General features: G+C 63.0%; 14 protein-coding genes and 1 pseudogene. 4 read left to right on the plus strand and 11 right to left on the minus strand.

The window, feature by feature from the left end; all coding sequences use genetic code 11:
• From CNX70_RS25340 to CNX70_RS25360, 5 genes are all read right to left on the minus strand, one after another.
• The gene (locus CNX70_RS25340) at nucleotides 1-2,238 is read right to left on the minus strand and encodes a methyl-accepting chemotaxis protein (RefSeq protein WP_096237815.1); all 2,238 of its coding nucleotides are present in this window, start codon (nucleotides 2,236-2,238) and stop codon (nucleotides 1-3) included.
• Complete coding sequence (locus CNX70_RS25345; protein WP_341865536.1) at nucleotides 2,238-2,855, minus strand: chemotaxis protein CheW; 618 nt, start codon at nucleotides 2,853-2,855, stop codon at nucleotides 2,238-2,240. The genes CNX70_RS25340 and CNX70_RS25345 overlap by 1 nt, the downstream gene beginning before the upstream one ends.
• Nucleotides 2,856-2,881: 26 nt before the next feature.
• Nucleotides 2,882-3,247, minus strand: coding sequence for a response regulator transcription factor (locus CNX70_RS25350; protein WP_096237817.1), 366 nt, complete (start codon nucleotides 3,245-3,247; stop codon nucleotides 2,882-2,884).
• Nucleotides 3,248-3,283: 36 nt separating this feature from the next.
• Entirely contained in the window at nucleotides 3,284-3,706 is a 423-nt protein-coding gene (locus tag CNX70_RS25355) for a response regulator (protein ID WP_096237818.1), read from the minus strand.
• 86 nt (nucleotides 3,707-3,792) lie between these two features.
• Nucleotides 3,793-3,945: a rubredoxin gene (locus CNX70_RS25360; protein WP_010401308.1), complete on the minus strand. Its 153-nt coding sequence runs from the start codon at nucleotides 3,943-3,945 to the stop codon at nucleotides 3,793-3,795.
• A gap of 96 nt (nucleotides 3,946-4,041) precedes the next feature.
• Between CNX70_RS25360 and thiD the strand changes: the two genes are divergently transcribed.
• Nucleotides 4,042-4,899: a bifunctional hydroxymethylpyrimidine kinase/phosphomethylpyrimidine kinase gene (gene thiD / locus CNX70_RS25365; RefSeq protein WP_071075533.1), complete on the plus strand. Its 858-nt coding sequence runs from the start codon at nucleotides 4,042-4,044 to the stop codon at nucleotides 4,897-4,899.
• Nucleotides 4,900-4,958: 59 nt separating this feature from the next.
• Nucleotides 4,959-6,248, plus strand: coding sequence for a glutamate-1-semialdehyde 2,1-aminomutase (hemL, locus tag CNX70_RS25370; protein WP_096237819.1), 1,290 nt, complete (start codon nucleotides 4,959-4,961; stop codon nucleotides 6,246-6,248).
• Between the two features lie 6 nt (nucleotides 6,249-6,254).
• On the opposite strand, the gene CNX70_RS25375 is transcribed toward hemL, so the two are convergent.
• Nucleotides 6,255-6,971 carry an HAD family hydrolase gene (locus tag CNX70_RS25375; RefSeq protein WP_096237820.1) on the minus strand — a complete coding sequence of 239 codons (717 nt, stop codon included), beginning with the start codon at nucleotides 6,969-6,971 and terminating at the stop codon, nucleotides 6,255-6,257.
• On the opposite strand from CNX70_RS25375, the gene CNX70_RS28425 reads away from it, so the two are divergent.
• Complete coding sequence (locus tag CNX70_RS28425) at nucleotides 6,970-7,203, plus strand: hypothetical protein (protein ID WP_157751270.1); 234 nt, start codon at nucleotides 6,970-6,972, stop codon at nucleotides 7,201-7,203. The genes CNX70_RS25375 and CNX70_RS28425 overlap by 2 nt on opposite strands.
• A 54-nt stretch (nucleotides 7,204-7,257) precedes the next feature.
• On the opposite strand, the gene corA is transcribed toward CNX70_RS28425, so the two are convergent.
• A complete protein-coding gene (gene corA / locus CNX70_RS25380; RefSeq protein WP_034746658.1) occupies nucleotides 7,258-8,223 on the minus strand; it encodes a magnesium/cobalt transporter CorA in 966 nt (321 codons plus the stop codon).
• Between corA and CNX70_RS28430 the strand changes: the two genes are divergently transcribed.
• Nucleotides 8,222-8,380, plus strand: coding sequence for a hypothetical protein (locus tag CNX70_RS28430; protein WP_157751272.1), 159 nt, complete (start codon nucleotides 8,222-8,224; stop codon nucleotides 8,378-8,380). The two genes, corA and CNX70_RS28430, sit on opposite strands and share 2 nt — an antisense overlap.
• 64 nt (nucleotides 8,381-8,444) lie before the next feature.
• Here CNX70_RS28430 and mtgA read toward each other — a convergent pair whose 3' ends face one another.
• The 4 genes and pseudogenes from mtgA to CNX70_RS25400 all read right to left on the minus strand — a co-directional run bounded on the left by mtgA (nucleotide 8,445) and on the right by CNX70_RS25400 (nucleotide 13,075).
• Nucleotides 8,445-9,191, minus strand: coding sequence for a monofunctional biosynthetic peptidoglycan transglycosylase (gene mtgA, locus CNX70_RS25385; protein WP_425269259.1), 747 nt, complete (start codon nucleotides 9,189-9,191; stop codon nucleotides 8,445-8,447).
• Nucleotides 9,173-9,999, minus strand: a pseudogene (gene aroE / locus CNX70_RS25390) (shikimate dehydrogenase). Before aroE ends, mtgA begins: the two are co-directional and overlap by 19 nt.
• A gap of 11 nt (nucleotides 10,000-10,010) precedes the next feature.
• Entirely contained in the window at nucleotides 10,011-10,868 is an 858-nt protein-coding gene (locus tag CNX70_RS25395; protein ID WP_096237822.1) for a TonB family protein, read from the minus strand.
• Nucleotides 10,869-11,005: 137 nt separating this feature from the next.
• Nucleotides 11,006-13,075, minus strand: a complete 2,070-nt coding sequence (locus CNX70_RS25400) for a ribonuclease catalytic domain-containing protein (protein ID WP_096237823.1) — start codon at nucleotides 13,073-13,075, stop codon at nucleotides 11,006-11,008.
• Nucleotide 13,076: the final 1 nt, after the last annotated feature.

The following is a 13,076-nucleotide window of genomic DNA, read 5'->3' on the forward strand; positions in this document are numbered from 1 at the left end:
TCAGGCGGCGACGCGGAAGCGCGACACCGAGTTTTTCAGTTCCTGCGCCAGCATCGACAACTTGTGGATCGACTGCGCTGTTTGCTGCGTGCAATCCTGGGTCTGCTCCGTCACGCTCAGGATATGCTGGATATTCAAGGCCACGCCGCTGGCCGAACCGGCCTGCGTGCCGGTGGCAAACGAGATGCCCTGAATCAGTTCAGCCAGGTGTTTCGACACCTGGCTGATGTCGTTCAAGGCAGCGCCGGCCGCGTCGGACAAGTGTGCGCCCTCGACCACGCCGTGCGTGGATTTTTCCATCGCGCGGGTGGCGTCCTGGGTATCGGCCTGGATGGTACGCACCAGCGCGCCGATCTGCTTGGCGGCCGCCGCCGAGCGTTCGGCCAGGCGCTGCACTTCCTCGGCGACGACGGAAAAGCCGCGCCCCGCTTCGCCGGCCGAGGCGGCCTGGATGGCGGCGTTCAGCGCCAGCACGTTAGTCTGCTCGGTGATGTCGGAAATGAGCTCGGTGATTTCGCCGATTTCCTGCGACGATTCGCCCAGGCGCTTGATGCGCTTGGAGGTATCCTGGATCTGCTCGCGGATTTCATGCATGCCCTTGATGGCGTTTTCCACTGCCGTCGCCCCCTGCTGCGCCGCCGCCACCGACTGGCGCGCCACGTCGGCCGAGACACTGGCCGACTTCGACACGTCGGTAATCGCATTGGCCATCTTGACCACGGTGGCGCTGACGCCCTGGATTTCACGCGACTGCTGCTGCGAAGCGATCAACAGCTTGCTGGAGATGCTTTGCGCCTGCGTCGAGGCGCGGTTGACCTGTTCGGCCGTCGCCGTCACCCGCCCCACCAGGCCGCGCAATTCCTCCACCGTGTAGTTGACGGAATCGGCGATGGCGCCCGTGATGTCTTCCGACACGGTGGCCTGCACCGTCAGGTCACCGTCGGCGACCTTCTGCAATTCGTTCATCAGGCGCAGAATGGCCGCCTGGTTCTGCTCATTCCTGGCCTTCGCCACTTCCTCTTTTTCCTGCGACTGCAGGCGCAGGATTTCCGCTTCCTGGCGCCGCCGCTCGGCGTCGCGCGTGCGGTTGACGGAGTCCTGCAGCAGCACGCGGCCGATACCGGCCGCAGCGATCAGGGTCAGCAACACGCCGCCGACCATCATCCAGAAGGCCGTACCCAGCGTTTCCTGGTTCACGTGGTACATCTGCTGCAGCAGGGTCAAGCGCTGGCGCAGGTCTTCGTTCTCGTTGAAGATCAGCTGTTCGGCGCTTTTCGCCGAACTGAATTTGTCCAGGCGGTCGAGTATCGACGAGACCAGCTTTTGGTAAGTGTCAAAACTGCCCTTCAGCGCGACGAGCCGGTCGCGCAGTTCGGCATCGCGCGTGGGCGCCAATTGCAGCGCCACGCTGCCATTGAGCAAGCCTTCGACAGCAGTGCGGAAATACGTCGTGTCGCGCCCCAGAGAAAATGCCGTTTCCGAGCTGATGCTGCCCGACGACAGGAACTCGCTGGCACTGCGGCTCATGCGCTGGCTCAGCATCATCAGGCGGCCGATGACGGCCAGGTCGCGCGCGTTGCCGCCGCGCTGCACCTTGAGCGCCGCGATTTCCTCCGTCTGCGCCAGCAGCGCCGGCGACAGCGCGTTCAATTGCTGCAAGGTCTTGTCGAATTCACCCAGCTCCGTTTTCAGGCGCAAGATGGTGCTGGCCGCACGGTCGCTGCTGGCCCACTTCTTGCGCGCGTCGGCGACCGCCGCCAGCAGGCCGGAACGCGACTCGCCGATATCGCGGCCGTGATACGTCCCGCCGCGCAGCATCAGGCGGAAATCCTGGTTCAGTTCATTGCGGCTTTCCTCGAGCTGGCGGAAGGCTTCCGGATTGCCTTGCACGGCGTTCGGCGCAGCCTTGCCGAGGCGCTGCGAATGCATCAGCGCGTCGCTGGCCAGCTGCGTCTGCGCCGAGGCGATATTGCCGCTGCGCGTATTGAGGCCGACGAACAGCAGGCTGGCGGCCAGGCTCAGGGCCATCACCGTCGACAGGATGCTCAGCTGCTTTTGCAGCGGCAAATGGCCGATCAGCGGCAGCTTCAAGTCGCTGACGGGTGCTTGGGCCAGCGACTTGCGCCGTCCCAGCGCGTCGCGCAGGCGCAGCGGCAGGTCGGCCGCCGCCGCTGGCTCGCCGGCAGCATGTTCCGCCTCAGGCATGCTGGCGGCCAGGATAGGGGAATTGGCACCCATCAGCAAATATCCTTGTGGTCGGCGAGGCCGCCAAAACCGGCATCGAGGAAGCGCTCCGTTTGCGCCAGCTGCGCCAGGTCCAGGCGCAGCCACTGCTGCCCTTCGCTGTCGCGCAGCGTTTGCGCCGCCCACGATGGGAGCACACCCTGCGCCGCATCGTGAACGCGCACCGATTGCAGCGTGCGCAGCTGCCGCAAGCCCAGCACGCGTTCGACCAGCACAGCGCAATTGAGGCCCAGGCGGGGAGAAAAGGTGATGATGCGGCAGTGATTGCCAGGCGTGCAGGCCGGTTCGCCCATGTAGCGGGCCAGGTCGACGACCCCCGTCAGGCGTCCGCGCATGGCCGCCAGGCCCAGGTACCAATCCTGCGCCAGCGGCACGCCCTGGATCTGCACCCCGGCAGCGATGACGATTTCACCGAGCTGCGTCAGGTCGAGCAGGCACGGCCTGCCTCCGAGCATTACGCCCAGTTCCTTGCGCGCTGCCAGCGCGCCGCTGCGCGCGGCCTGTATCCGCTCGATCAATTGCAGCTGATACTGGCGCAAGCGCCCCTGCCGCGCGCCCGTCTCGAAGGAGGACATGGCGGCAGCGGCAGGCGAAAAGGCCGCGGTGGACACGCCGTTACCTGGCATCGTTTGCATTCTCAGGAAAGCGCGGCGATCTTGGCCAGCAGCTCGGCTTCGAGCACCGGCTTGACCAGGTAATCGCGCGCGCCCTGGCGCAAGCCCCAGATGCGGTCCGTTTCCTGGCTCTTGCTGGAGCAGATAATCACCGGCACGTCCTGCAGTTCGGGATCGCGCGCAATCGCGCGCGTGATCTGGAAGCCATTCGCACCGGGCATCACCACATCCATCAGGATCAGGTCGGGCCTGGCCTGCTTCAGTTGCGCCAGCGCGTCGGCGCCGTCCTGCGCCGTAAAGACGGCATAACCGGCACGCACCAGCATCTCGCTCAGGTAGTAGCGTTCTGTCGCCGAGTCATCGACGATCAGAATTGTGTGTATGGCCATCTGCTTCCTTGCTGCGTTGTCAATCAATAAAAACACTTACTCAAAATGCCTGGCCAGGTGCAGCCGCACGGCCTCCAGCAGCGCCTCGCGCGCCAGCGGCTTGGCCAGGCAGGCGCTGGCGCCTGCCATGGCGCCGCGCGCGCGGTCGAACAAGCCTTCCTTCGACGACAGCATCAGCACCGGCGTGGCGTGATACGCCGCGCTGGCCTTGATCAGCGCGCAGGTGCGGTAGCCGTCCAGGCGTGGCATCACAATGTCGCACACGATCAGCGCCGGCTGGCAATCGGCGATCTTGGCCAGGGCCTCGAAGCCGTTTTCCGCCACCACCACGCGATAACCTGCCTCGCGCAAGACCTTTTCGGCCGCGCTGCGGCTGGTGGCGCTGTCGTCGATGACCAGTATTATGGCGCCGGCGCACACGGCATCGGACGCTGCCTCGGGCAGGATTGGACACGACATGTAATTATTCGACAATCTTTCATACCATAGCACAGGCTGCCGCGATACCTGCGTGCGGCAGCACCATCCCGGGGATCTGGATTAAATTAAAGCGCCACCATCTCGAAATCATCCTTGCGCGCACCGCATTCAGGACAGGTCCAGTTCATCGGAACATCGGCCCAACGCGTGCCGGGAGCGATGTCTTCGTCGGGAAGGCCGGCCGCTTCATCATAAACCCAGCCGCAAATTAGACACATCCACGTTTGGAATTGCTGCGTTGTTTCGTTGCTACTCACGTTCTGCCACCCTTCAATCAAGTAAAATGCTGAATTAGGTATCTTAATCTACCCGCCGTGCAAAACCAAACTTCTCCTCTCATATTAAGCTTCGGCGTGTCCGATCCGGTCGGCGCGATCGGCATCCAGGCCGACCTGGCCACGTTTTCAGCCTTCGGCTGCCATGGCCTGTCGGTCACCACGGGCCTGTTGATCAGCGATACGGCCCGCGTGGAAGACGTGCAAGCGGTCGACCCGGACTGGGTTTCCGACCAGGCGCGCGTGCTGCTGGAAGACATGTCCGTCTCGGCCATCAAGATCGGCGCCCTGGGCAGCGTGGAAAACGTCACTGCCATCGCCGAAATCGTCTCCGACTATCCGAACGTGCCGCTGATCCTCGATCCCTTCATTTCGGCGCTGCCGGAACAGGGCATGGACGACGAAGACATCCTCACCGCCGTGCGCCAGCTATTGATTCCGCAAACGACCTTGCTGGTGCTCTCGCCGGTGGAGCTGGAGCGCCTGGCCGAAACCTGGCGCGACGCCGACCCGGACGACACCCTGCAAAACGACGTCGATTACCTGGTAGCCTTGGGCTGCGAATACGTGCTCGTCACCGGCATGCCGGCCGACGCCAGCAAGTCCGGCACGGGTGAAGGCAAGCTGCGCGCCAATACCCTGTTCGGCGAGGACGGCGTGGTGCGCCACGACCAATGGCAGCACCTGCCGGGCATCTTCAACGGCGCCGGCAGCACCCTGTCGGCCGCGGCCACCGCCCTGCTGGCCCTGGCGCAAAACGAAGACGATGTGCCGCAGGTGGTCGTGGCGGCGCAGGAATTTACCACCGGCGCGCTGGCCCACGCGCAGCGCCACGGCATGGGCAAGCTGGTACCGAACCGGCTGTTCCGGCAGCAGCGCCAGCGCGACGCCCAATAATTCTGTAGCAGACCAGACAGACGACACAGGCAACGATCCACTTTCAAGGCACGATTATCATGACGACGACTTCACAGAACGACATCCTGTTTGCCCGCGCACAAAAAACCACGCCAGGCGGCGTCAATTCGCCCGTGCGCGCCTTCCGCTCCGTCGGCGGCACACCGCGCTTCATCACGCGCGCCGAAGGCCCGTATTTCTGGGATGCGGACGGCAAGCGCTATATCGACTACATCGGCTCGTGGGGCCCGGCCATCGTCGGCCACGCCCATCCGGAAGTGGTGAAAGCGGTACAGGATGCGGCCGCGCTGGGCCTGTCGTTCGGCGCGCCGACCGAAGGCGAAGTGCTGATGGCCGAGGAAATCACGCGCCTGGTGCCGTCGATCGAGCAGGTGCGCCTGGTGTCGTCGGGCACGGAAGCGACCATGAGCGCCCTGCGCCTGGCGCGCGGCGCCACGGGACGCGACAAGATCGTCAAGTTCGAAGGCTGCTACCACGGCCACGCCGATTCGCTGCTGGTGAAAGCGGGCAGCGGCCTGCTCACCTTCGGCAACCCGACCTCGGCCGGCGTGCCGGAAGATTTCGTAAAACACACCCTGGTGCTCGACTATAACAACGTGAAGCAGCTGAAGGACGCCTTCGACAGCTTCGGCGCCGAGATCGCCTGCGTGATCGTCGAACCGGTGGCCGGCAACATGAACCTGGTCAAAGCCACGCCAGAATTCCTGCAGGCGATGCGCGAGCTGTGCACGCAGCATGGCGCCCTGCTCATTTTCGATGAAGTCATGTGCGGCTTGCGCGTGGCCCTGGGCGGCGCGCAGGCGCTGTACGGCATCAAGCCCGACCTCACGGCGCTGGGCAAGGTAATCGGCGGCGGCATGCCGGTGGCGGCCTTCGGCGGCAGCGCCGCGCTGATGCACCACATGGCGCCACTGGGCGCCGTCTACCAGGCCGGCACCCTGTCGGGCAACCCGGTCGCCGTGGCGGCCGGCATGGCCACCTTGAAACTGATCCAGCAGCCAGGCTTCTACGAGCAGCTGGGCGCCACCGCCAAGCGCCTGGCCGAAGGCTTGACAAGCGCGGCGAAGGAAGCGGGCGTGGTCTTCTGCGCCGACTACATCGGCGGCATGTTCGGCATTTATTTCAGCGCCACGCCACCGACCAGCTACGCGGAAATGATGGCGGGCGACCGCAGCAAGTTCAACGCCTTCTTCCACGCCATGCTGGACGAAGGCGTGTACTTCGCGCCCGCCGCCTTCGAGGCCGGCTTCGTCTCGGCACAGCACGATGATGCCGTCATCGACGCCACCATCGCCGCTGCGCGCAAGGTGTTTGCTAAATTAGCTTAAGCGCAGTCAGACGGTCGCGGTGTCCAGCACCGCGGCCACCAGAGCCGGCAGCTTGGCCATGTCGTTGAACACGGCATGCGCGCCGGCCGCCTTCAGGCGCGCTTCCTGGCCGGCGGCGATATGCCCGCCGCCGATGAATCCCAATACCGTCATGCCCGCCGCCACGGCGGCCGTCACGCCCGTGACGCTGTCTTCCAGCACCAGGCACTGGCCCGGTGGCACGCCAAAGGCGCTCGCCGCCGCCAGATATACGCCCGGATGCGGCTTGGCGTGACCGACCAGGTCAGGCGTAAATACGCGTTGATGGAACAGCGGCGCCATGCCAGTGCGCTCAAGCGCCGACAGCACGCGCGCGCTGACGCTGTTCGAGGCCACGGCCTTGGGTAAGGGGATGGCGGCCAGCGCCTGGGCCACGCCCGGCACGGCGCGCAATTGCGCATCGCAGGCCGCATCGACGGCGTTGCCGATGGCCATGATCTCGTCGGCCGGCAATTGCGGCAAGCCCAGCTCCTTGTAGATATCCTGCATCAGCGGCACCAGGCGCTGGCCCAGGCGCGGCTCGATCAAGCCTTGCAGGGTAACGCCCTGAGGCAGATTCGGCAGGCGTGGTGCCAGCAATTCCAGCAGCGCTTGCAGGGCCACGGCTTCGCTGTCGATCAGCACGCCATCGCAGTCGCTGATCAGATGGGTAAAGCGCAGTGGGGTGGTGGCGGTATCAGGCATGGACTCTCCAGAAGACAACGGTGACGGGAAATGCGGCGGCCAGCCGGCCAAGGCAGGCATCGCAACGATCATAGGTGGAACAGGCGGACGCTACCACGCAGAAAACGTCTGCATGACGATACTTTTCTGCAAAGGGCAAACTACGGGGGAAAGAATGGGGCGCCAGGCAAGCGGCTACGCGCAAATACCAATTCAATACCACGCAATACCAATGATTATCGCTGATTTTTGAATTTGCTGCGCTCGCCTTGAAATCCGGGACGCGGGAGCGTCCCGGCAAGAGGGCTTATTTCAGCCAGCCACGGTGGCGGAAGTACAGGAACGGTGCGATGGCGCTGGTGATCATCAAGCCCCAGGCCCACGGATAGCCGAACGACCACTCCAGTTCGGGCATCAGCTTGAAGTTCATGCCGTACACGCTGGCGATCAGCGTTGGCGGCAGGAAGGCCACGCTGGCCACCGAGAAGATCTTGATGATCTTGTTCTGGTTGATGTTGATGAAACCGACGGTGGCATCCATCAGGAAGTTGATCTTGTCGAACAGGAAAGAGGTATGGCCATCGAGCGATTCGATATCGCGCAAAATCTGCCGTGCTTCCTCGAACTGCTCGGAATTCAATAAGCGGCCACGCATCAAAAAGCTCACGGCGCGGCGCGTATCCATCATGTTGCGGCGGATACGGCCATTCAAATCTTCCTCATGGGCAATCGCGTTCAGCGCTTCGGCCGCGTGCGCATCAGTAAATTCCTTTTGCAGCACGCGCGTGCTGACTTCTTCCAGGTTCTGGTAGATGCCTTCGAGCACGTCGGCCGAATATTCTGCATCGGTGGCGTACAGGTCGAGCAGCACGTCCATGTAGTCGGCAATCGAGCCTGGCCGCGAGCGGGCGCGCATGCGCACCAGGCGGAACACGGGCAGGTCGTCCGTATGCATGGAAAACAGAATCTTGCGCGCCAGAATGAAGGCCACGGTGATGACGCGCGAGGGACCGTCGTCTTCTTCACGCAGAAAGTCGGTGCGCAGATGCAAGTCGCCGTTTTCCGCTTCGTAATAGCGGGCCGACGCTTCAATATCCTTGACTTCGTCTTCGCCCGGCAGGGTGACGTTGTAGATGGCCTTGACCCAGGCCCGTTCATCATCGGTGGGGTCGGTCAGGTCGACCCACACCGGTTCGGCATTTTCGAGGTCTGCGCGGCTGTCGATCGGCACCTGGTTGAGCCGGCCATTCTGTAATACAAAGACATTGATCATGCGCGCTCTCAGCCGGATGTGGGGTTATCGTGATGTGCTGGCGCTGGCGCCAAAAATGAAAACAGCGCAAGTGTACCCGCAAAGGCCTTTTCACGACCACCCCCGGCAGCGCTTTTTCACGGAAAAAGTGCGGCGTTGCACCAAGGGAGACGATTAAGATGCTGCGCCGCAATAGTGCCAATCAGGCAGCTTTGACTTTATGCAAATAAAGCCGGCTGCCATCAAGGCAATTCCGCCGCCCCCATGCGGCGCAGGATGACACTGGTACGCCGGTTCAGATAGCCCGTATCGCGGTGACGGTCGTAAAAGCGGGGATTCGGCAACATCACGGCCAGTTTCGCCGCCTGCGCCGTACTCAGGCCCGCCGCGCTGACATGGTAGTAGTGGCGCGCGGCCGCTTCGGCGCCGAAGATGCCCGTGCCAAACTCCACCACATTCAAATAAATTTCAAAGATGCGCTGCTTCTCCATCAGGCTTTCCAGCATATACGTGATGATCAGTTCCTGGCCCTTGCGCACATAGCTGCGTGAACCGGACAGGAACAGATTCTTCGCCAGTTGCTGCGTGATGGTCGAACCGCCCGCCACGACCTTTTGTTTTTTGCTATTTTTCTCATATGCCTTTTGCAAGGCTTCCCAGTCCACGCCTTCGTGTTCGGAAAAATTCGCGTCTTCCGAAGCGATGATGGCCCGTTTCAGGTTGTTCGAGATGCGGTTGTATGGCACCCACGTCTGCTTGATCGTGGCATTCGGATTCTTGTCCTGCAAGACGGACAACTGTTCGCGCATGAAGGCCGTGCTGGATGGATTGTGGTCGATCCACCACCAGATTTGCAGGAAGAAATACAGTTGCACGACGACAAAGGCCAGCACGGGCACGATGAACAGCCACTTGATCCAGCCGTAGCGGCTGCCGCCTCTACCTTTTTGCGCGCCCTTCTTGCCGCCGCTCACAGGCTGCCCCGCAATTGCGCCAGCAAGTCCTGCGTCTGCGGCCGCACGCCGCGCCACACGTAAAATGCTTCGGCCGCCTGCTCTACCAGCATGCCCAGGCCATCGCGCACCTGCGCGCCATGCTGCGCGGCAAAGTCCATGAAGACGGTGGGCTGGGCGCCATACATCATGTCCAGCGCCAGCGTGCCACTGCCAAAAACACTGGGCGGCACGGGCGGCAAGTCACCCGCCAGGCTGGCCGAGGTGGCATTGATGACGATATCGAAGACGCCGTCCGCCTGCGCGAAGCTACCTGCGCGCAGCTGGGCAGCGTGACTCGCCGCATCCGCGAACTGCGCCACCAGCGCCTCGGCCGTGGCCACTGTGCGGTTGGCAATGAACACTTCCTGCGGCGCCTGCTCCAGCAAGGGCAGCACCGCGCCGCGCGCTGCGCCGCCCGCGCCCAGCAGCAAAATGCGCTTGCCGGCGATGGCCACACAAGCGTTGCGCACGATGTCGGCCACCAGGCCCGCGCCATCGGTATTGTCGCCAAGAATGGTCTCGCCCTCGAAACGCAGGGTATTGACGGCACCGGCCGCTTGCGCGCGCGGCGTCAGGACGGTGGCCAGCGCACACGCATCGAGTTTGAAGGGCACCGTCACATTCGCGCCCTTGCCGCCCTCGGCAGCAAACGTGCGGGCCGCCAGGGCAAAGCCATCGAGCGGCGCCAGCCGGCGTTCGTAGACGATGGGCTCGCCCGTCTGCAGGGCAAACGCGGCGTGGATCAGGGGGACTTGCTGTGGGCGATGGGATTGCCGAAGACGCAATATTGATCAGGATTCATTTCTTGCTTGTTCAATTGCTGCCGCCAGTCAGGTTAGCTTCCATTTTTTCTTCGCGCGTAAATTTGAAACGGGTGATGACGACCCACAGATCATCTTTATCACTTGACAACATATTCGGTGGGAAACGGCCGAACGGCGCCGAACGGCGCACGATGGCCAGGGCGGCCGCGTCCAGCGCCGGGTTGCCCGAGCTTTTCTCCACGCGGGCGCCGCCTTCCTTCTGGTAAATCGTGCCATCCTGGAAGATAGGGATGTAGACGACCAGTTCGCCATATATCTTGCGGCCATTCTTTTGCGGGAAATTCAGGGTGCCGATTTCCTCGATACGCTTTTGCAGGGTCTTGTAATACATGGCATAGCCGACCTCCTGCGTGCTGGGCGTAATAAAAGTCTTGCGCGGACGTTTATTCTGGTCTTCCACGGTCTGGCTGATCTCGGCCGCCATGCGCGCGATGGCCTTGCTGCTTTCCATCAAGTCCGAACCGGACGCCAGCGGATTGGGTTTGTCCTGTTCCGTGACGGGCGCGGCGCGGTAGGGCGTCGGCCTGGCCGCCTGTGTCAGCAATTCCTGCTGTTTTTGTTCCAGTTCGGCAATGCGCCGGGCGCTGGCCTTGACGCTGTCGCCCTCTTCCACCTTGCGCATGTCGGGCAAGGGCGACTTGGCGCGGCCCTTGTCGGCCTGGCCACCGCCATCGAGGTTGGCTTGCGCCAGAGCATCGGCCTTCAGCGGTTTGTTCGCATGCTTGGCGTTGACCAGGATCACTTCCAGGCCGGGATCGGTGGCGACGGCGCGCTGCGGCGCCGGGGCGACAAAATGCATCGCCAGCAAGGCGCCGTGCGCCAGCAGCGATACCGCCACGGCAATCATCAGGAAACGATACTCTCGGAAAGACTTCACGCGCAACCCAGTTCCTTACAACACACGATACAAGATGGCTGAATTCTACGTCAAAGGGCGTTGCCGGCAACAGTTTTCAGCACCGCCCTGGTGGCCTGCCTGGCGCCTTACTTGACCTCGGGCTCGCTGACCACGTCTTCACTGGCCAGTTCCGCCACTTCCGCATCGGCATCGCTGACCTGGTTCGCCGCTTCCGGCGCCGCTTCCACCGCGCCGGCGTCACCCGCATCTTCTTCGTAGTCGAGCTCGGCATCGGCCGCCGCATCGGGCACGGCGGCGATTTCCAACAGGCGCGCTTCAATGCTCAGGTCGACTTCATCCCAGCGCAGCAAGTCCAGTTTCACCTGGGCGCCGCGCGCCACCGATGGCATGCCCGGCAGCTTGATGACGAGCGGAATGTCGACCAGGCGCAGGATTTCATCTTTCAAGACGACGGCATCGACCTGGCGCGCGTTTTCCTGGTGCAGCCAGCGCAAGCACCAGTAGCGTTCCATGTTCGACTGGAAATCGCCATACGCGGCATACGCGGCGTCGAAGGCCGAAACGATGGCGAACAAATTCGCATCGCGCGGCTTGAATGGCGCCACCAGCGGCGCCGTCACGCCATGCTCGGCGCAGGCGATGATTTGCCACTGGTTCACCAGATCCGTGTAGCGGCGCAAGGGCGAGGTGCTCCACGCATATTGATCCACACCCAGGCCCTGGTGCGGCGCCGCATGGGTCACCATGCGCACCTGCATCTTGGCCGCCCAGCTATTGCCGCTGCCGCCGCCCTGGCTGCGGTAGATGCCCGGCACGCCATGGTCGTGCAGCATCTTGCCCCAGGTACTGTTGGCAAAGATCATCAGTTCGGCGACGATCTTGTCCAGCGGCGCGCCACGCTTGCGGCGCGCCACGGTGACGATATCGTTTTCCACATAAAAGTTGAAATCGACGCGGTTATTCTGTTCCGGCTTCAGGCCGAACGCTTCGCGCTTCTTCATGCGGCCCTGTTCCAGCTGCTGCGCCCATTGCCACAGCACGGCAAAATCGGCCTTGTGCGGATACTCGCCTTCGCCGCTGGCCAGGGTTTCCTCGTTGACCAGGTCGTCTAACTGGTTATGCCGCAAATTGCTGGCGATCGGCACCAGTTCGGCGCGCGTCTGCGTGCTGATGACCGCCCAGTCGGCTTTCGGGTCCAGGGTGGCGTACAGCGACAGGGCCGGGCACGTCGTGCCTTCCGCCAGCGTGAAAGCATTCACGATTTCGTCCGGCAGCATGGTGATCTTGTCGCCCGGCATGTAGACGGTCGACATGCGCTGGCGCGCCATCTTGTCGATCACGTCTTCCGGGCGGATGCCCAGGCCCGGCGCGGCGATGTGGATACCCACTTTCACGGTGCCATCGGGCAACGGCTGCACGGAGAAGGCATCGTCGATCTCGGTGGTGGTCACGTCGTCGATCGAGAAGGCGGCCACCTCGGCCAGCGGCAGCTTGGCCGTCACGGCGGGCACGGGCACGCTGGGGAAGCCGGCACCTTTCGGGAAATTTTCAAAGAGGAATTTCGACAGGTGCAAGTCTTTCGGCGAAGCAATACCGCCAACGGCCAGCATCAGGCGCGGTGGCGTCGTGTGCAATTCTGTGCACGCCGCTTCCAGCGCCTTGTATTCGATGGTGTTCTTGTCCGGTTTGAACAGCAGTTGCAGCACCATGGGCTGCATCGAGGCAGGCAAGCGGTTCTGTTTCAGCTCTTCCACATAGCTTGCCTGCACCAGCGCCTGCTGCTTTTTCTTTTCGATGCCGGCCAGGGCCGCCTTCAGCGACGCTTCCGGCGCCGCCTTGTAGCGGCCACGGCCCTTCTTGTAGAAATACACGGGCGCCGAATGCAGGGCCAGGATCAGGCCGGCCGCTTCCGGCGGCAACGGTGCGTGGCCGAAATACTCGGCGCCCAGCTCGGCAAAGCCGAACTCGTCTTCGCCCGCCACTTCCCACAGGAAATCGAGGTCGATCTCGGCGGCAATGCTCTTGGCCTGTTCCAGCAGCTCGGCCGGGGCCGGCTTTTCATACTGCAGCAGCACATCCTTGACCTTGACCTTGGTGCGCTTGCCGCTGGCCATTTCCACTTGATACGCTTCACCCGCTTGCGACAGGACCGTGCCGACCTTGAAATCGCCGGATTCTTCAAAAAATAGATTCATT

Source organism: Janthinobacterium svalbardense (assembly GCF_002327145.1).
Lineage (GTDB): Bacteria > Pseudomonadota > Gammaproteobacteria > Burkholderiales > Burkholderiaceae_D > Janthinobacterium > Janthinobacterium tructae.